Consider the following 18,892-nt stretch of genomic DNA (forward strand, 5'->3'; position numbering starts at 1 on the left):
TGCAGTCAATATGGGATGTTAAGGGGCTTAACGCAAACCGGCTTTGACGGCGGCCCGGTCGATCGCATCCGTCACTTCCCCGGGGGCGGCATGATGCGGCATGTGCCCAACGCCTTCCAATCTGATCAGGTTTGCGTCCGGCAGTAAGGCCGCCAATGGTTCGGAATGAATGTGCAGGGGCACGATGGTGTCATCTGTCCCGTGAAGGATTTCAACCGGCAGGTTAAGACCCGAATAACGTTGAGACATATCAACCACATAGGGGCGCAGACTGTTGACCTGCTGGGCATTTGCGCGCTGGGTGCTGCGGCGCAGTGTCATTTCAGGTCCGAAATGGTCCAGATACCCGTCAGGGATGGGTTGGGGTTGGAAGATGGCTTTGACAGCTGTTTCCACCGCCGCTCTGGGCGCGAAGGCGGTGATCAGCGGAATGGCCAACGCGCCTCCGGGCTTTGAGGCATTGACCTGATAGAAAAGCCCCAGATCCCCGGGCCATGGATTTGAGGCTGCCCCCAGCAAGACAAGGGCTGCGGTTTCATCCGGACGCTCCAGCGCCCAGGCGAGTGCTACCGCACCGCCGTAGGAATGCCCAACGACAACGGGCTTTGAGACCCCGACCTGATCAGCGGCAGCCTGCATTAGTTTTGCCTGCAAAGAGGGCGGCTCTGCATAGTTATTCCAGGCCCCGCCATGCTCCGGCGCGGGCCTTTCGCTCCATCCCAATCCTGGACGGTCAAAGGATATGACGCGGTAGCGATCGCTCAAGCGTCCGACCAGATCAAAGGTGAAGTCGCGCAGCGAACCGCTGGCACCATGGATCAATACCACATCCGGCCCGCTGCCTTCGATCCGCACATGTATCGACGTCCCGTCGACATCGACAACCTGGCCGGATGGCGGATAGGCAGCTTCCGCCGCTGTTTCACGCGTTGTCGCCCGCCATTGAACAAGCGCCACCACTCCCAAAATCAGCGCAAGGCTCAGGACCATTCGCTTACGTCCCAATGCGATTCATCTCGAAGGGGGTGCATTGGTAAATCTCGTTGATCCAGTTGCCGTAAAGCAGATGGGCGTGGCTGCGCCACCGATTGAGCGGGGTCTGCGCTGGATCGTCACCCGGATAGTAATTCATCGGTACGTTGATCGGCGTGCCTGCATCCACATCGCGATCATATTCCTGTTTCAGCGTATCGCGATCATATTCAAAGTGATTGAAGATATAAAGCGCACGGTGGCTTGCATCTTCCACCAGACAAGGGCCGACCTGATCGCTACCCAGAAGCGTTTTCAGGCTCCCAGCCTTGTCGATTTCGTCCTGGCGCATCTCTGTCCAGCGCGAAACAGGGATCACGCAATCGTCTGAAAAACCACGCAAATAGGGAGATGCGGGCGCCAGATTACGATGCCGGAAACAGCCAAAGGCCTTGGCCTCCAGCATATGTTTATCGACGCCGTGAAAATGGTTGATCATGGCCATGCCACCCCAGCACACGCCAAAAGTGGATTGCACATTGGTCTGGGTCCAATCCATGATCTGGCGGAGTTCGTCCCAATAGGTGACCTGCTCGAAGGGCAGGTGTTCGATGGGCGCACCGGTGATGATCAGCCCGTCGAATTTCTCGTCTTTGACCTCCTGAAAGGTCCTGTAGAAGCTGGCCATATGGGCGGCTGCGGTATTTTTTGTCCGGTGCTCGGACATCCGGATCAGGCTCAACTCGATCTGCAAAGGTGTCGCGCCGATCAGACGGGCAAACTGATTTTCGGTCTGTATCTTTTTCGGCATCAGGTTCAGTAACCCGATGCGCAGCGGTCGAATATCCTGACGGGCCGCCTGAACCTCGTCAACCACCATCACCCCTTCGCGCGTCAGCACGTCGTAGGCCGGTAGGTCGGAAGGTATCTTGATAGGCATCAGTCTTCTTTCGATAAGGTGTCAAATGAGGGAGATAGCCTCTCGCAACGGGTGCCTCAAGGGGGACGACCTCACAGGTCAGTGTACGGGTTACAGGCAACCGGCAATGAGGTCTTCGAAATCCTGCGGCGATTTGAGGGCGGCGACCTGATCTGCAGTGACTGTTACACCCCAGCGCGACATGGCCTCGTAGCGGGGTTGTCGATGAGCGAGCGCTCGGGCATAGGTGAAACGAATGAAATCATCCGGATCAACATCACCTTCCAGGCATTTGTTTTCCTGTAGGTATTCATCCCATACCTTGGCCAGAAACGCAGGTTGATACGCCATCGGTTTGGGCGCGCGGTCAAATCGGCGGATAAGTTCCTGCGTATGGGCCTCGTCGCCTTTGATCCAGATCAGCAGGCAGTTGCGGGCCAGATCCTGCATCAAGGCGTCCTGATCATCAGCGGCCTCAACCCATTCGCATATGGAACCGCCTGAATCACAGATGAAATGCGGATATCCGTACAGCGCTTCGGCGCGTTCCGAGAAATGCGCGGTATCGTAGAGTGCCGAAATCTCTGCCTGCCGGAATTGCGCCTGCCTGCGTATGTATTCCTGCATGGGCAGGCCGCCGCGATCTTTGGCACCGGGTTTGCCGAGATAGGTGGCGACCGGCGCCAGATTGTCGAAGGTGATGTTGGACCCGATGTAGATACTGTCACTCATCAGCAAATCGCGCAGAAACGGGACTTTCATCGCCTCTGCCTTGGCGTTGTCGGCGATGAATTCGCCCATGTAGCGGGTGCCGATCCGGTAGTCGATGGAATAGTGAAACCAATCGCCGGAGGCGCGAAGCAGGTTTGACATATGTGTCTTGCCCAGACCCGACATACCGTAGACCAGGACGGATTTGCGGGGGGCTGCCCGCCAGTCGGCCGCAGAAGAATATAACATGGGGTCGCGTCCCTGTGAATCGAATGGCGTTCCCCTTGTCCTAGCCGTGGCCAAAGGGGGGGTCAATCAATCCGCAGCAACGGCTTTGCGTTTGCGGAACCTCTGCCACAGGCGTCCATCCAGAATGATCAGGCCGGCGGCCAGCAGCGCAAAGCCCGCGTAGGCATTCGGATTTAGCTGCTCATCAAGGACCAACGCCCCAAGGATGATCGCGACCGGCGCAATTAGGAGCGTTACCAGCATCAGATTGCCGCTGCCCGCAAGGCCCAGAATGTAATAATAAAGCAGATAGGCCCCCGCTGTCGCGATCAGGGCATAATAGGCGACCGCAAGAATAGTGACGGGTTGCAGGTCAAACGAGATGGGGCCATCGACGATCAGGGCCAAAGGCACGGTGAAAATCGAAGAGCCGGTCAGCATGCCAGCCGCCGCAACCTGCGGCGCAAGCCCTGCGAGGGTTTTGCGCGCCCAGACACCGGCCAACGCATAAGAGACTGTGCCCCCCAGAATGGCCAGTTGCGCAATCGACCGCAGATCGAAGTTACGTAGATTTTCCAGACCGATCGCGGTCATCACACCCAAGAAACCCAACCCCACACCGATCATTTTGCGCGGCGAGAGCTTTTCGTCGGCAAAAAACAGGGCCGCAACCAAAACGCCGAAGACCGCGGTTGCGGCGTTCAAAATGGATGTCAGCCCGGTTTCGATATGGAGCTGTCCCCAGGCCATCAGGCTGAAGGGCACGGCGTTGTTCAGCAGACCCATGATCACAAATGCGCCCCAGACATGAAGACCTCTGGGCAGCGGCAGTCGCAAGCTCAAGACCACGGCCCACAGAGCGATCATGGCCCAGAAAGTACGATGGGCAACGGAGGTCAAAGGCGCGATCTCATTCAACGCTACCCGGATGGACAGGAATGAAGCGCCCCAGATCAAAGCCAGCAGAACCAGTGCGGCCCATGCTTTGCCGGTCAGTGTTTTTTGCGGTGTCATGCGGGGAGCCTAGTAGGCGGTTCTCGGGTGAACCACCCGAAACATGCGCAAAGAAAAAGCGCCCGCAAAAATGCGGGCGCCAACTAAACAGGTTCAGACATCAGAACCGGTAACCAACCTTGACGCCAATGGCGATCGCGTCGTTGTCATTGAAGTTCGCAGCTGGCGTGCCGCTGACACCGGTTGTTGTATCACCGATCCGGATATAACGGATACCGGTTGTGATCTCGTAATTGCCCTGCGAATAGATCGCGGCCAGCGAGATGCTCTCCTGTCCGTCAGCAGGTCCGAGGTTGGTAAAGAGATTGCGGGTGTTTTCCTCGTATCCGATAGACGCCGCCACGGACCAGTTGTCGTTCAGGCGCCGCCCGATCCCCAGCGTATAGGTGATCACATCTTCCTGGTAGCTGAGCAGCGACGATCCACCGGTCACGGTTTGATAGAGCGAAGGATCGAGCGCAAAATCGGACCAGTCCACCCAACGCACGCCGCCGAAAAGCAACGTATCGGCTGCCACACCGGTCTGGAATTCCAGATTGAGAGATTGCGGCGTTTCGAATTCCGTCGATGTGGAAAGCGATCCGACACCTACGACATTTTCGACCGTATCAACACTATGTGAGATTTCTGAACTATAGGTCAGCGAGACACGCAGCGCGATTTCCGGTCTTTCATAGGCGACACCGGCGACATAGCCGAGGCCATAATGTACATCCGCTTCGGCAGTATAGAGCAGTGGTGGGCCGACCGGTCGGATGAAGTTCACGGTCGCGTTGGCTTCGACAGATTGCAGACGCAGCCCGCCAAAGACCGAAAAACCTGAATCGTCTTTATAGCGCAGCAACCCCGTAAGAGCCCGGCTGGTAAACTCTGCGTCTGATGTGGAGGCGAAGTATCCGGTTCCCGCTGGGTAATCGACATCCGCTCCGAAAGGCTCGTCTAGGATCAGCGCGTAGGAAAATCTGTCATTGATATCAGCTTTATACGCCGCGCCAAATCGGAAGTAGCTCGGTGCGATATCGCCCGATCCCGTGCCATTTGCAAAGGGCGCACGCGCTTCACCGCTCAGATCCGGTGTCACACTGACGGCGCTGAACTCCAGATAGCGGCCTTCTTCGAAAAGCACATCAATCGACTGGCCCGACCGGTCGATACCACCTGCATGTGCGGCACCGGCCGCCAGACAAAGAGTTGTTACACTTGTTATATACGACTTCATGAAGCTCCTCCCCGGAACGTAAGCCTTGTATGGATTTGCATTTTTGCTTTGAAAGGCTGGGGCAATTAATCACGCAAAACCCCTGCGTCAATCAATGACGCTAGGGAAGATTGCGTTGTGACCTCACGTAAAATCAAGTTTTTGTTTGGGTCTCGGACCAAATATTCAAATAGTTGCCGGTAAAAATCACCAGGGCCCCCACAAAAACCCAAAGATCCAGTGGCTCTGCGTAAAGCAGCATGCCGACAACAGCGATCACCGGCAGGCGGACAAAATCGATGGGCACGACGACAGTTGCAGGCGCAATGGCCAGTGCATTGGTCAGGCAAAAGTGAGCGACAAGACCCGCTGCACCGACAAGAATGACCAAAGGCAAGGCCGCGGCGGATGGGATCGCGATGTCACCGTCATATCCGGCTGCAATGACACCAAAAACCAGTTGCAAGGTTGTGAGGTAGAATAAGATACAGGTGATGCCCTGGGTGCGGGTCAAACGTTTGGTGAGCATGATGGTGAGGGCAAAGAATATTGCGCATGACGCGGCGGTGATAATGCCTGAATTGAGCCCGGCCATGTCGGGCCGCGCCACGATCAGGATGCCGATAAACCCCATGATCCCCGCAAGGGCGCGCATCAGTGTCAGGCGCTCGCCCAAAATGAGAGGTGACAGCAGGATGACCCAAAGCGGCGTGGTGAATTCCAGGGCGATCACCTGTGCCAGCGGGATGACGGTGACCGCATAAAACCAAAGATTCTGTCCGGTGAAATGGGCAAGGTTACGGATGATCTGAACCCGCATATTGCGTATGTTGATCTCGCGCCAAGTGCCAAAGGCGCCGGCCAGCGAGACCACGATCAGCACGCCAAACAGGCTGCGGTACATCATGATCTCGAATGTATCGAGTTCAGAGGACAGCTCCCGCCCGCCCACCGCCATGGAAGAGAAGGACACGATGGCCCCGATCATCCACAAGGCGGCTTTCAGCGTCGGGCTCATAGGGGTCTTCAATTCAGATCTGAGGCATCGCGCGCGCCGGGAAAGCTCACTCCCACTCGATTGTGCCCGGTGGTTTGGAGGTAATGTCGTAGGTGACCCGGTTGATCCCCGGCACTTCATTGATGATGCGGGTGGCCGTTTCGCCGAGGAACTCATGGCTGAACGGGTAGTAATCCGCCGTCATCCCATCGACGGAGGTCACGGCACGCAGGGCGCAGGCAAAATCATAGGTGCGCCCGTCGCCCATGACCCCGACCGTGCGTACCGGCAGGATCGCAACGAAGGCCTGCCAGATGTCATCATAAAGCCCGTGTTTGCGTATCTGGTCGATGTAGACCGCGTCGGCCTCGCGCAGGATGTCGAGTTTTTCGCGGGTGATCTCGCCGGGGCAGCGAATCGCAAGTCCGGGGCCGGGGAAGGGGTGACGCCCGATAAAGCTGTCCGGCAGGCCCAATTCGCGCCCCAGCGCACGGACCTCATCCTTGAAAAGTTCGCGCAGCGGTTCGACCAGTTGCATGTTCATGCGTTCCGGCAGGCCGCCGACGTTGTGGTGTGATTTGATGGTGACCGACGGCCCCCCAGAAAAACTGACCGATTCGATGACATCGGGATAAAGCGTGCCCTGCGCCAGAAAATCCGCGCCGCCGATTTCCTTGGCGTGTTTCTCGAACACCTCGATGAACAGACCACCGATGATCTTGCGTTTGGTTTCGGGATCGCTGACGCCGTCGAGCTTGCCCAGGAACAGATCGGATTCGTCGGCGTGGATCAGGGGCAGGTTGTAATGCTCGCGGAACATGCCCACCACCTGCGCGCTTTCATCTTTGCGCATCAGCCCGTGATCGACGTAGACACAGGTCAACTGATCGCCGATGGCTTCGTGGATCAGCACGGCGGCAACGGAAGAATCCACACCGCCGGAAAGCGCGCAGATCACGCGGCCCGTTCCCACCTGATCACGGATGCGCTGGATCGCCTCTTCGCGGTAGGCGCCCATGGTCCAATCGCCTTTGAACCCAGCAAGTCGTACGAAGTTCTCGTAGAGTTTTGAGCCATTTGGCGTGTGGTGGACTTCGGGGTGGAACTGTACCGCATAAAAATCGCGCGCCGTGTCGCCGGTGATCGCAAAGGGCGCGTTGGGCGAGGTGCCGTAGACTTCGAAACCGGGCGCGATTTCGCTGACGTGATCGCCGTGGCTCATCCAGACCTGTTCGCGCTCCGCCTCGAACCAACCTTCCAGCAAGGCGAGCTTGCGCGCTTCTGGCGTGACATAAGCGCGGCCGAATTCGGCGGTGCCGTGGCCGCGTTCCACCTTGCCACCAAGACACTGCATCATGACCTGTTGGCCGTAACAGATGCCCAGAATCGGAACGCCCAGATCAAAGACACCTTTGGGCGGCATCGGAGCACCTTCGGCAAAAACCGATGATGGCCCCCCCGAGAAGATCACGGCCTTTGGTTTGAATTCCTCCAAAAACGCATCGGATACGGAGTTGAACGGATGGATTTCGCAATAGACATTCAGCTCCCGCAGGCGGCGCGCGATCAACTGCGTTACCTGGCTGCCGAAGTCGATGATGAGAAGGCGGTCATGATCTTGAGTGCTCATGGGTGCTGATTAGGCTTGGGAAGGCAAAGTGGCAAGAGCCGTGGAGAGATTCCAACCAACTAAGCGAGAGCAGGGGCAGGACTTTGCGGTCATGTCGCTTTTTTCCCTGCAAGGCCGCTCTGGGCCAGAGAAGCGTGGGCCGAGTAAGGTAGCACAAACGCAAGCTTTTCACTTCGGAGACAAAAATGGCGGTAGCAGAGCGTAGACGCGGGCGTGGTGGTGGCGGGGCCGCCAGACGTGCGGAGAGAAGTGCAGTCTCTTTCGAGACCGCGCGTTTCATCGAACGCAATATTCCGAATTTCGAAGTTCTGACAGAAGAAGCGTTGGAAATCATCGAAACCAATGCCGAAACGGTGCTGGAAGAGATCGGTGTCAATTTCATCGAGAATCCCGCGGCCTTGGCGCGCTGGCGTGAGGCCGGTGCGGATGTGGATGGCGAACGTGTGCGCATCCCGCGCGGGCTGGCCCGCCAGCTTTGCAAGACCGCGCCGTCAAGCTTCACCCAACATGCGCGCAACCCGGAACGCAGTGTGGTCATTGGCGGCAAGAATCTGGTGCTGGCCCCGGTTTACGGCCCACCTTTCGTGCGCGACGCCATGGGCGGACGCCGGTATGCCACGATGGAGGATTTCCGCAAATTCGTGAAGCTGGGATATATGTCGCGCTGGCTGCACCATTCGGGCGGGACCGTGTGCGAGCCCACAGATGTGCCGGTCAACAAGCGTCATCTGGACATGTTGCATGCCCACATGACGCTGAGTGACAAGCCGTTCATGGGGTCGGTGACCGAGCCGAGCCGCGCTCAGGATTCCGTGGAGATGTGCGAGGTTCTATTCGGCAAGGACTTCGTGCAGGAAAATACCGTGATGACATCGCTCATCAACATCAACTCGCCGATGACTTTCGACGATGTGATGATGGGTGCGCTTGAGGTTTACGCCAAGAACAATCAGGCCTGCATCATTTCGCCCTTTATCGTTGGCGGGGCAATGGCGCCGGTGTCGGTGGCGGGTACGCTGACACAAGTGATGGCCGAGGTTCTGGCCGGCATCGCTTACAGCCAGTTGATCCGGCCCGGTGCCCCGGTAATCATGGGCGCCTTTGTGACGTCCATCGACATGAATTCCGGCGCACCCACATTCGGGACACCCGAAGCGGCCCATATCACCTATGGGGCCGGGCAATTGGCGCGCCGTCTTGGGCTGCCTTACCGGTCGGCGGGGTCTTTCTGCGGCTCCAAACTGCCTGACGCGCAAGCGGCCTATGAGACGTCGAACAGCTTGAACATGGGCCTGCTCGCGGGCGTCAATTTCATGCTGCATTCATGTGGATGGCTCGAAGGGGGTCTTGTGTCTTCTTTCGAAAAATTCGTCATGGATGCCGATCAACTCGGGACTTTGCATCACCTGGCACAGGGTGTGTCAGTGGACTATAACGCCCAGGCCATGGATGCCATTCGCGAGGTTGGACCCGGCGGGCATTATCTGGGATGTGATCACACCCAGAAAAACTTCAAATCGGCATTCTGGAAGTCCGATTTGCTTGACTACAAGCCTTACGAGACCTGGGAAGATGAGGGCGCGCGGGATACGCAGGCCCTGGCATCGCTCAGGGTCGAGAAACTGCTCAGCGATTATCAACAGCCAGGCCTGGACCCGGCCATCGCAACCGCACTGGCAGAGTTCGTCGCGCGTAAGAAATCCGAAGCGCCCGATAGCTTCATGTAGGCTTCGGCTCAGGCCGCTTGTGAGGCGCGCAAGACGCGGGCCTCACCCACCATCGCGATCAGGATATCCACATGGCGGATTAGGCTGTAGCTTGCGTTTCCGCTGGTGCGCTGAACGTTCAGCTCGGCTTCAATCTCCATCAATCGCAACAACGCGGCACCGTGTTTCGGTAAGACACCGTAGCCCAACAGGCGCGGCAAATGAACAGACCGTCGGTAATCTTCCGCGCCGATGCGCGCTGCGCGCATCAGAAGTGGTGGCCGGCGCAGTGCGTGCAGCATTGATAGCAGATCTTGCATATAACGTTCCTTTTGTACGTCTTCCCCAGAGGGCACTTGGCCCCGCCGCTTGAGATATTACACAATCACAGGTGGTGTTGCGTTGGGGCCGCATTCCGCGCGCATGAGGTTTAGGGACTTATTAACACTTTGATGTCGGGGCATAATTTGGCAAGCTGCGAGACAACTCAAAAGGGGAGCCAGTGTTGCGTCAGGCGGTTTGCTGGCGCGCGGTGCCGTAAACACTGTTTATGTTTTGGAGACAATAATTGCCAAATCAAATACTGTTAACGAACGGGTAACCAATACCTCTTTAGGTTGTATTCACTTCTATTGAGACAACCCTAACAGCAATGGACATCGGTACCGACGTTATGAAAGAGCTGGAGATGCTGCCACATCGCTCCCACAACCCTTCGGAAGCCGGTTTGCCTGATTGGGTCCCGGCTGCTGCGCAGGTTTACCTGGCCCATACGGAGGCAGGATTGCCTATTCGGGCTTTGGCCCGGGCGGCAGGCTGCCATGCCTCGACGATATTGCGCCAGATTCGGCGTGTCGAGACCCGTCGGGATGATCCGCTCGTGGATGCGGCTCTTCGTACATTGGGTGCGGCGCATTTTGTTCCCCGTTCAGTAACAGGTAAAACGAACGAAAAGGACTTATCTCCAATGAGTTTCCAAGACCGCATACCTGCGCCATCGGATGATGACGAAACCACCCCGGACGAAGCAACATTGATGGCTGAAGGCACACGTGTCCTGCGCCGTTTGTGTGAAAAGGGCGCTGTTCTGGCCGTTGCGACGGAAATGGAAAAGGCCGTGATCGTTCGGGACGGGGTGAGTGGGCAAGCGACGCGCACCGGCGTCGTGCCGCGCAAGATAGCCGAAGCTCTGGCACTCAAGGAGTGGATTGCGGGCACGCCGAACGGCCGCATTACCAGATATTCGATCACACCGGCAGGCCGGGCCGCGCTGGAGGACATGCTGGACAGTTCCGGCAATGTCGCGGTCAGCGGTTTTGCCGACGCTCAGGCTGATTTTGCAGGCCAAAGGCGTGATTGGGGGGAAAAGACCCTTCCCGATGTGGATACCGGCCGCCCGCGCCGCATGCGCTACAATCTTGCGGAAAGCCCATTGACCGCGCTGGCGCGCCGTCGTGACAAGAATGGCGAGCCTTTCTTAAGCGATGACCTGGTGACAGTTGGCGAGCGTTTGCGGGAAGATTTCGAGCTGGCTCAGATGGGCCCGCGTGTCACCCAGAACTGGGACCAGTTTTTGACAGCCGGTGGACAGACGAATTTCGTGCCTGATAGCGGTGTCAGCGACGGTCCGTCAAATGCGCGCAAGCGCGTGGCGGATGCACTGCAAGATCTGGGGCCGGGGCTTTCAGATGTTGTGCTGCGGTGCTGCTGTTATCTTGAGGGTCTTGAGACTGCCGAGAAGAAACTGGGCTGGTCCGCGCGTTCGGGAAAAATCGTCTTGCGGATCGCGTTGATGCGGCTCAAGCGGCATTATGATGAGACCATTGGGCCGGGTGGTCCTTTGATCGGGTAGGATCGCCGCGCGAATTCCGAAACCAAGATCAGGGAGGGTGCCGATGTGCACCCTCTTTTTTTCCTGCGGCCTTCAATGAGGCGCGTGCCAATTGCAAGGCAGCTATGCAATCGCCGCGAACGGGTACTGTTGAACCTCCCCCAACTCATCGTCTAAACTGATCTGGATAGGGCGTGATGCGCCAAACGGATAAGGAAGACGCTTCATGGCCCCGCGCGACCTGAAAATTCCCGAGCAACGGCATCCGGAAAAAGCGCGTCGCCCTGACAATCCCCAGCCCAAGAAACCGGATTGGATTCGCGTAAAGGCCCCGGGGGGTCAGGGCTATGCTGAAACCGCCCGAATCATGCGGGAAAACAATCTGGTAACGGTTTGCGAAGAGGCAGGGTGCCCCAATGTCGGCGAGTGCTGGTCGCAGGGCCATGCCACGATGATGATCATGGGTGAAGTTTGCACCCGCGCCTGCACCTTCTGCAACATCGCCACCGGCAAACCGCCCGAAGCGCTGGATGCGTTTGAGCCCGGCCGCGTGGCCCATGCCGTTGAAAAACTGGGGCTGAACCACGTGGTGGTGACTTCGGTGGACCGGGATGACGTATCAGACGGGGGTGCTGATCATTTCGCCCAGACGATTCGGGCCATTCGGCACCGCAGCCCGGACACCACAATTGAAATTCTGACGCCGGATTTCATAAAATGTGCACCTGAAGCGCTTGAAGTGGTTGTCGAGGCGCGCCCGGATGTCTTCAATCATAATCTCGAAACGGTGCCGGGCCTCTATCCTGAAGTGCGTCCCGGTGCGCGGTATTTCCATTCCTTGCGCCTGTTGCAGCGGGTCAAGGAACTCGACCCTTCGATGTTTACAAAGTCCGGCATCATGGTCGGGCTGGGGGAAGATCGGCAATCGGTGATTCAGGTCATGGAAGACATGCGTGCAGCCGACATCGATTTCCTGACCATCGGACAGTATCTGCAACCCACACCAAAACATCACAGGGTGGATCGATTCGTGCATCCCGATGAGTTTGCTGCCTATGAAAAAGCGGCTTACGGAAAGGGGTTCCTGATGGTCTCGGCCACCCCCCTGACACGGTCGTCTTATCATGCCGGCGATGACTTCGCGCGATTGCGCGCAGCCCGAAACCGGAAACTTGGGATCGCCTGATCCCTCGTGACGTCACGTAAGGCGGGGAAAGCAAACTTGCCATTCCCATAATTTTTTCGAAAAGAAGCGTGTAATCACACTCTCACTTCCCCTTTTCGAAAGATTTTCCCATGACGGATGTTCATTGGGCTGTTTTTGCCCTTCGCGATTTAAATCAAGCTCTGGATCAGCGTCGCTACGACGTTGCCTCGCACCATATCAATGATGCAATTTACGCAATCATTGCGCGGGATGCGCAAGACAGCCCGGTCAAGCATGGTCTCAGAGAACTTCAGGCCGACGCGCTGAAGGGCTGATCCGGGCCGCGTTGGCTCAGGGTACAGGTGTCACGCGTTTGAGATAGGCGGCGAGGGCGGCACGGTCGGCTTCGGGCAATTGCGCCAGGTTCTCGATCACCTCCACCATCTCGCCGCCAGCGCTGTCGTAATCCGGTGTGAACCCTGTCGTCAGATAGGCAGCAATATCGGTTTCCGACCAGTCCAGAGCAGCCGGCGTGATGTTGGGTATCTTGCCTTTGCCCGAAGGGTTGGGCGCACCGGCCAGCCAGCGGGATCGGTCCAGACCTCCCAGCGCGTTTCGCGGGGTGTGGCATTCGGTGCAATGTCCGAGCCCTTCTGCAAGATACCGTCCGCGTTCTTCGGCTTCTGTCAACGCGCCGACAACCTGATACTCCCTGAGGAAAAACAGAATTTTCCAACCGCCAACCGCGCGTCTGATCGAAAAGGGAAAGCCTACATTATGGGCCAAGCTGGGTGTCGCGTCGGCAGGCAGCGTCTGCATGTAGGCAAAAAGATCTGCAATGTCCTGAGCGGTCATCTTGGCATAAGCGGTGTAGGGGAATGCGGGGAAGTAGTGCTTGCCCTCAGGGGAGACGCCTCGCGTCAAAGCCTGTGCAAATTGCTGCCGGGTCCAGTCGCCGATGCCCGCCGAGCTGTCCGTAGAGATGTTTGGTGCGTAAAACGTGCCAAAATCACTGGGAAAACTGCGCCCGCCCGACAAGGTCAGTTTTGCATCCCCCGTTGCGTCCGGAGCAGCGTGGCAGGACGCACATCCCCCGGCAGCAAAGACCAGGGCACCGGCCTGCGTATCGGTGATGGTGACAGCATCAAAAGCCACTTCTGAGCGGTCGGGCCGGGTCACCAATAGACCGACCAGAACGCCCAATACGGCACAGAAGATCGCGAAACGCAGAAGTGCTTTCATCCAGGCTGCTTAGTTTTTGGGGCCGCGATACGCCTTGTGGCAGGTCCCGCAATTGTCGCCAATGGCCTTCATGGATGCTTGCAAAGAGGCAAGATCGGTACCGGCTGCGGAAACCATTGCCGCCGCTGCTGTTTCCAGCCCCTGTGCCGCCTTGTCAAAGCCTGCGGCATCCGTCCAGATGTCAGGTTTTGCCCGTGTCCCATCGACGGTTCCCTGCACCGAGCCTTCCAGCCAAAGAATGCTGCGGTCGAGCTTTGCAACCGCTGCAAGGTTGGATGCTGCCGCACTGGCCGTCGCACTGTCATATGGCACAGCCCCCTTGGCCATATCTCCCAGAAGGGCGGTGTTAAAGCTGATCAATTTCATTTGAGCCTGCCGAGCGCTGATGGCGGCCTGTAGCGCTTTGTCAGCATGTCCGTCGCCTATCGCCGATCCGGCAATCGCTGTTATTGCAAGGCTGGCTGCAAGAGGCAAAACAAACAACTTCTTCATGTCAATCTCCTGTTGTGGCTGGGATCACGCTAGCACGGGTCCTGGCCGCAACGGTATCACGAATTCGGGAACTTTGCCCGCGGGTCAATTTCCCGGTCCAAGTCATCGCTCAGATGCCGCCCTCAGCAAGTCGGGATGAACCCGTCATGCTTCCGGTCTATTCAGCTTCCGTAAAGCGCACCTTGCCGATGAAGGGCAGGTTGCGGTTACGTTGCGCGAAATCAATGCCATACCCCACGACAAATTCATCGGGTATCTCGAACCCGGTCCAGCTTGCCTTGAAATCGACCTCACGGCGGCTGGGTTTATCCAGAAGGGCGATGGATTTGAGGCGCGCCGGCAGGCGGCTTTCAAGCAGATGTGTGACATGGTTCAACGTGTGGCCGGTATCCACGATATCTTCGACCACCAGAACATCGCGGCCTTCAATGGCACCCCGTAAATCCTTGAGAATACGCACTTCTCTGGAGCTTTCCATACCATCGCCATAGCTTGAAGCCTCCAGAAAGTCGACCTCGATGGGCAGGTCCAACTCGCGCACCAGATCGGCGATAAAAACAAAGCTGCCACGCAACAGCCCCACGACGATCAGCTTGTCGGTACCCTCATATTCCTTCTGAATCTCGCGACAAAGGTCTTCGATCCGGGCGGCGATCGACTTGGCGGAGATCATTTCATCTATGACATAAGGACGCGTGGACATGGGTTAGACCTTGATATTGCAGGGCGGACATAGGACATGGATGGCTAACCTTCACAAGCCGACAAATCAATGCCAACCCACTCTGAAACTCGAACGCTCCCCTATACAGCCCAGCAAATGTACGATCTGGTTGCCGATGTGGGCAGCTACCCGGAATTTTTGCCATGGTGTTCGGCAGCACGTATCAAGTCCGTGACACCGAACGCTGATACGGAGGTCATGGAGGCCGATCTGGTGATCAGTTTCAAAGTCTTCCGCGAACGCTTCACCAGTCGCGTGGTCCTGATGCCCGCCGACCGCAAAATTGACACCGAATATCTCGATGGCCCGTTCAAATACATGAAGTCAAACTGGACCTTCAGGGATGTGGAAGGCGGAAGTGAGGTTAGCTTTTTCGTCGATTTCGCTTTCCGGAACATGATCTTGCAGCGGCTCATTGGTGTTGTTTTCAACGAAGCGATGCAGCGTGTTGTGCGTGCTTTCGAGGCCCGTGCAAAAGATCTCTACGGCGACGACAAGGCATGAAGCCCGGGGGCGAGAGGCAGGGTCTGACATGAACATCACCGACGCACTTGTGGCCTTTTCAACAATTGATGCGGACCCCGAAGCGCGAGACATGATGCGCCTGTCGCTTTTCGATTGGGCGGCATGCGGCATGGCCGGGGCGGCAGAAACTGATTTTGCAGGCTTTTCCCGGCTTGTCCTGCAACAGGGCGGGACGGCGGAAGCGATGACGCTGCTTGGGTCCACGATCCCGGCAGCCGCTGCGGCATTGGTAAACGGCACATTGAGCCATGCGTTGGATTTCGATGACACGCATTTCGCCCATATTGGCCATCCTTCTGTTGTCGTTGTGCCCGCAGCTTTGGCTGTTGCGCAAAAAGAAGGGTTGGGTTTTGAAGCAATGCTGGATGCGGCACTGATCGGTGTCGAGGCGTCGATCCATGTTGGTCTTTGGCTGGGACGGGATCACTATCAGATCGGCTTTCACCAAACCGCAACAGCAGGAGCCTTTGGCGCCACACTCGCCACCGCCCGTCTGCTGGGATTGACCAACTGCGAAACGCGCCATGCGCTGGGTCTTTGCGCCTCGATGGCATCGGGGGTGAAAGCGCAATTCGGCACGGCTGGAAAACCGCTCAATGCAGGTCTTGCGGCGCGCAATGGCGTCGAGGCAGCACTTTGGGCGCATCAGGGCATGACCGCTGCATGGGATGGGCTGGACGGGCCGTCGGGGTTTGGGGACACACATCACGGATCCGCTCAGACAGAGCATCTGGCCACTCTCGGCAACGCGCCCTGGCATATCCTGTCGATCAGCCACAAATTTCACGCCTGCTGTCATGGATTGCATGCGATGCTTGAGGCGATCGCGGGTACCGCGATCTCTCGTGACGACGTAAAGGCCGTTGCGATCACGACGCATCCGCGCTGGATGTCGGTCTGCAACAAGGCGGACCCCACAACAGGCTTGGAGGCGAAATTCAGCTACCGCCATACGGCAGCGATGGCGCTCAGCGGCATTTCCACGTCTCGCCGTGAAATGTTCAGCGATGCAATGGCCAACGACCCGGCGCTTGGGGCACTGCGGCAAAAAATTCTGGTGCATGAGGATGCCGGGCTGTCGGAAATGCAGGCGAAGGTTCAGATCACGCGCCAAAACGGCGAGGTTGCAGAGTTTTCTCACGATCTTGCCGCGCCGATGCGCTTGGCAACGCGCCGGGAAAAACTGCAGATCAAGGCCCGCGATCTGGTGGGTGCAGAGATGGCGGATCAGATATGGGCGGCCATCGCTTCTGATGATTTTGCAGGGCTGTGCCTGATTCTGGGTGGGTCAAAGCGCTGATAACAGCAGGCGCAGCGCGTGATCTCTGGCCGCAAGTCGCACGTTTTTGCGCCCCAATGGGCCAAAGTCCACGGTTTCGGCACGGATGCCTCCGTCTTTGGCCACGGCGAAACAGACCCGGCCTTCGGGTTTGTGTTCCGAGCCCCCGGGCCCGGCGATACCTGTGACCGAGACGCTGATGTCCGCATGGGATTCGGACCGCGCACCGCGTGCCATCTCAATGGCGGTTTGTTCTGATACCGCGCCGAATTCACCAAGCGTTTCCGGGGTGACACCCAGCATTTCGATCTTGGCGCAATTGGCGTAGGTCACAAAACCACGCTCAACCACGGCGGAGGATCCGGGCACATCGGTCAGAGCCGCCGCGACCAGACCACCGGTACAGCTTTCCGCCGTGGCGATCATTTTTTTGGACGCGGCCGCTTTTTCAATGATCTGGGCGGTAAGTGTCACTGCAAGACCCCGTGATAAACCCCGCCGAGCACAAGGACGCCCAGCGCGGCAAAAACGCCGGCAATGACGTCATCTAGCATGACCCCCAGCGCGTCGCCGCGGCGATCGGCCCACCCCACAGGACCGGGTTTGAGAATGTCAAAAAAACGAAAGAGACCAAAGGCTGCGATCCACCCCGGCCAAAAAGCAAGGATGTTGAGGCCCATGGACCAGGCCATATAGGAGAGCGGTAAAATGGCGATCCATTGCCCCACGAGTTCGTCGACAACGATTTCCGATGGGTCGTGGTCATCGCCGCCGCGGGTCATTTGAGCCGTCGCCCACCAGCCTTTCAAAAAAGCGATGATGATGCCAAGGATCAGTAACGGAAACCCGCCCAGAACGTGGAGCAACCAGCCCCATGGCAGGGCTACCAGCGATCCCCAAGTGCCGGGTGCCGGGCGGATGTAGCCAACCCCCAGAACTGTTCCGATCAACGGTGCGAAACGCTTCATGCGGTCACCAATGCCGCAGTTGCAAGGCAGGCGATGCCTTCGCCGCGTCCCGTGAAGCCCAGCTTTTCGGAGGTCGTTGCCTTGACCGAAATGCGTTCGATAGCGACGCCCGTCATTTCAGCCAGAGCCTCCCGCATTGTCTGCGCATGAGGGCCGATTTTCGGCTGCTCGCAAATCAACGTGCAATCAATGTTGGAGATGGCAAACCCGAGGTCGGCAGCCAGTTTCACGGCGTGGCGCAAAAAGATGTCGCTGGCGGCACCTTTCCATTGTGGATCACTTGGCGGGAAGTGCTGCCCGATATCTCCGCGCGCCAAAGCGCCGTAGATGGCGTCAGTGACCGCATGCAGGGCAACATCCGCGTCAGAGTGCCCCTGAAGGCCCCGCTCGTGCGGGATGTTGATGCCGCAGAGGATCACATGATCCCCCGGCCCAAAGGCGTGCACGTCAAATCCGTTACCCAGTCTGATGTCCATGACGCTCTCTCAAAATGCGTTCTGCCCGCCCGAAATCCTCCGGTACGGTGATTTTCAGGTTGTCTTCGCTACCATCGGTGATCACGATCTTCAATCCGGCCTGCCGCGCCAAGGCAACATCGTCTGAACCGCCCTTGGGAAACGCCCGATGCGCGGCAAGGATCGCATCGACATGAAATCCTTGCGGGGTCTGGGCACGATAGAGCGCTTTCCGGTCAACGATATCTGAAACCTGGCCCGCGTCACCGCGCCACAAGGTATCGACAACAGGCACAGCAGGTGCTGCGGCGGGCGCTGTTTTCAAGGCTGCCAGCACGCCGTCGATGATCTTCGCGGTCACGCAAGGTCGCGCGGCATCATGGATCAGGACCTGATCGCAGGCCCCTTCAAGAACTTCCAGACCGGCGCGAACGGATGCGCTGCGGGTAGCGCCTCCGGTAACGACATCTGCGGCGGGCGTTCCGGGCCAGACGTCCTGTTGGACGTCATCGGGATGCAGAACGAGGATGAGCCGGTGAATGCCCGGATGATCGGCAAAAACCTGTAGCGCGTGCTGCGCGCTTGTGCGCCCTGCCAAGGGGCGCCATTGCTTGGGCAGACCGCCGCCCGCGCGGTGACCCCGACCCGCAGCAACGATAATAGCCGCGACCTTCATATGCTTGAATGCCCTGTCATAGAGATGTGTCTATGGCTTTGTCCGCGCGGTGGCAAATGGCGATTGATATGCCTAATAATTAGGCAACATGAATTCAATGCCGTCACGGAAGGGCTGGAAACATTGAGGTAATGCACGGCAATAGATAGCCTACCCCCAGTGCACAAGGATTAAGCAA

Annotated in this window: 21 protein-coding genes; 6 read left to right on the plus strand and 15 right to left on the minus strand. The window is 57.8% G+C overall.

The genetic code is table 11. The features are described from left to right. Positions 1-27: 27 nt before the first annotated feature. From Q0802_RS11600 to guaA, 7 genes are all read right to left on the minus strand, one after another. The gene (locus Q0802_RS11600) at positions 28-990 is read right to left on the minus strand and encodes an alpha/beta hydrolase (protein ID WP_298918130.1); all 963 of its coding nucleotides are present in this window, start codon (positions 988-990) and stop codon (positions 28-30) included. Positions 991-994: 4 nt separating this feature from the next. Then, entirely contained in the window at positions 995-1,912 is a 918-nt protein-coding gene (gene metA, locus Q0802_RS11605) for a homoserine O-succinyltransferase (RefSeq protein ID WP_298918133.1), read from the minus strand. 90 nt (positions 1,913-2,002) lie between these two features. Further along, positions 2,003-2,851 carry an ATPase gene (locus Q0802_RS11610; protein WP_298918136.1) on the minus strand — a complete coding sequence of 283 codons (849 nt, stop codon included), beginning with the start codon at positions 2,849-2,851 and terminating at the stop codon, positions 2,003-2,005. A 66-nt stretch (positions 2,852-2,917) separates the two neighbouring features. Then, positions 2,918-3,844, minus strand: coding sequence for a DMT family transporter (locus Q0802_RS11615; protein ID WP_298918141.1), 927 nt, complete (start codon positions 3,842-3,844; stop codon positions 2,918-2,920). Positions 3,845-3,944: 100 nt separating this feature from the next. Continuing rightward, on the minus strand, positions 3,945-5,063 hold the full coding sequence (locus Q0802_RS11620; RefSeq protein ID WP_298918143.1) for a hypothetical protein: 1,119 nt from the start codon (positions 5,061-5,063) through the stop codon (positions 3,945-3,947). Positions 5,064-5,196: 133 nt separating this feature from the next. Next, positions 5,197-6,060, minus strand: coding sequence for a DMT family transporter (locus tag Q0802_RS11625; RefSeq protein ID WP_298918146.1), 864 nt, complete (start codon positions 6,058-6,060; stop codon positions 5,197-5,199). Between the two features lie 46 nt (positions 6,061-6,106). Further along, entirely contained in the window at positions 6,107-7,669 is a 1,563-nt protein-coding gene (guaA, locus tag Q0802_RS11630; protein ID WP_298918149.1) for a glutamine-hydrolyzing GMP synthase, read from the minus strand. A gap of 185 nt (positions 7,670-7,854) precedes the next feature. Between guaA and Q0802_RS11635 the strand changes: the two genes are divergently transcribed. After that, positions 7,855-9,396, plus strand: coding sequence for a trimethylamine methyltransferase family protein (locus tag Q0802_RS11635; RefSeq protein ID WP_298918152.1), 1,542 nt, complete (start codon positions 7,855-7,857; stop codon positions 9,394-9,396). A gap of 8 nt (positions 9,397-9,404) precedes the next feature. On the opposite strand, the gene Q0802_RS11640 is transcribed toward Q0802_RS11635, so the two are convergent. Further along, on the minus strand, positions 9,405-9,695 hold the full coding sequence (locus Q0802_RS11640; RefSeq protein ID WP_298918155.1) for a DUF6477 family protein: 291 nt from the start codon (positions 9,693-9,695) through the stop codon (positions 9,405-9,407). 353 nt (positions 9,696-10,048) lie between these two features. Here Q0802_RS11640 and Q0802_RS11645 point away from each other — a divergent pair, with 353 nt between their 5' ends. The 3 genes from Q0802_RS11645 to Q0802_RS11655 all read left to right on the plus strand — a co-directional run bounded on the left by Q0802_RS11645 (position 10,049) and on the right by Q0802_RS11655 (position 12,688). Beyond that, on the plus strand, positions 10,049-11,227 hold the full coding sequence (locus tag Q0802_RS11645; protein ID WP_298918458.1) for a DUF6456 domain-containing protein: 1,179 nt from the start codon (positions 10,049-10,051) through the stop codon (positions 11,225-11,227). Between the two features lie 205 nt (positions 11,228-11,432). Then, positions 11,433-12,392 carry a lipoyl synthase gene (gene lipA / locus Q0802_RS11650; RefSeq protein WP_298918158.1) on the plus strand — a complete coding sequence of 320 codons (960 nt, stop codon included), beginning with the start codon at positions 11,433-11,435 and terminating at the stop codon, positions 12,390-12,392. A gap of 110 nt (positions 12,393-12,502) precedes the next feature. Further along, positions 12,503-12,688, plus strand: coding sequence for a hypothetical protein (locus Q0802_RS11655; RefSeq protein WP_298918161.1), 186 nt, complete (start codon positions 12,503-12,505; stop codon positions 12,686-12,688). Positions 12,689-12,704: 16 nt separating this feature from the next. On the opposite strand, the gene Q0802_RS11660 is transcribed toward Q0802_RS11655, so the two are convergent. The 3 genes from Q0802_RS11660 to hpt form a co-directional block, all read right to left on the minus strand. Continuing rightward, positions 12,705-13,595, minus strand: a complete 891-nt coding sequence (locus tag Q0802_RS11660) for a cytochrome c (RefSeq protein WP_298918164.1) — start codon at positions 13,593-13,595, stop codon at positions 12,705-12,707. A gap of 9 nt (positions 13,596-13,604) precedes the next feature. Then, entirely contained in the window at positions 13,605-14,087 is a 483-nt protein-coding gene (locus tag Q0802_RS11665; protein ID WP_298918166.1) for a cytochrome c, read from the minus strand. Between the two features lie 157 nt (positions 14,088-14,244). Next, on the minus strand, positions 14,245-14,790 hold the full coding sequence (gene hpt, locus Q0802_RS11670) for a hypoxanthine phosphoribosyltransferase (protein WP_298918168.1): 546 nt from the start codon (positions 14,788-14,790) through the stop codon (positions 14,245-14,247). Between the two features lie 69 nt (positions 14,791-14,859). On the opposite strand from hpt, the gene Q0802_RS11675 reads away from it, so the two are divergent. Then, entirely contained in the window at positions 14,860-15,315 is a 456-nt protein-coding gene (locus Q0802_RS11675; RefSeq protein ID WP_298918171.1) for a type II toxin-antitoxin system RatA family toxin, read from the plus strand. Positions 15,316-15,343: 28 nt separating this feature from the next. Next, a complete protein-coding gene (locus Q0802_RS11680) occupies positions 15,344-16,636 on the plus strand; it encodes an MmgE/PrpD family protein (RefSeq protein ID WP_298918174.1) in 1,293 nt (430 codons plus the stop codon). Here Q0802_RS11680 and Q0802_RS11685 read toward each other — a convergent pair. From Q0802_RS11685 to ispD, 4 genes are read right to left on the minus strand one after another with little or no spacing between them, the layout of a single operon-like run. After that, positions 16,625-17,089 carry a CinA family protein gene (locus tag Q0802_RS11685; protein WP_298918177.1) on the minus strand — a complete coding sequence of 155 codons (465 nt, stop codon included), beginning with the start codon at positions 17,087-17,089 and terminating at the stop codon, positions 16,625-16,627. The two genes, Q0802_RS11680 and Q0802_RS11685, sit on opposite strands and share 12 nt — an antisense overlap. Next, complete coding sequence (locus tag Q0802_RS11690) at positions 17,086-17,583, minus strand: phosphatidylglycerophosphatase A (protein ID WP_298918179.1); 498 nt, start codon at positions 17,581-17,583, stop codon at positions 17,086-17,088. The genes Q0802_RS11685 and Q0802_RS11690 overlap by 4 nt, the downstream gene beginning before the upstream one ends. Then, positions 17,580-18,059 (minus strand): 2-C-methyl-D-erythritol 2,4-cyclodiphosphate synthase, encoded by a 480-nt coding sequence (gene ispF / locus Q0802_RS11695; protein WP_298918182.1) that lies wholly within the window; start codon positions 18,057-18,059, stop codon positions 17,580-17,582. Before ispF ends, Q0802_RS11690 begins: the two co-directional genes overlap by 4 nt. Further along, positions 18,040-18,714, minus strand: coding sequence for a 2-C-methyl-D-erythritol 4-phosphate cytidylyltransferase (gene ispD / locus Q0802_RS11700; RefSeq protein ID WP_298918184.1), 675 nt, complete (start codon positions 18,712-18,714; stop codon positions 18,040-18,042). The genes ispF and ispD overlap by 20 nt, the downstream gene beginning before the upstream one ends. Between the last annotated feature and the right edge of the window lie 178 nt (positions 18,715-18,892).

Origin of the sequence: uncultured Roseobacter sp., assembly GCF_947495275.1 — a bacterium.
GTDB lineage: Bacteria > Pseudomonadota > Alphaproteobacteria > Rhodobacterales > Rhodobacteraceae > Roseobacter.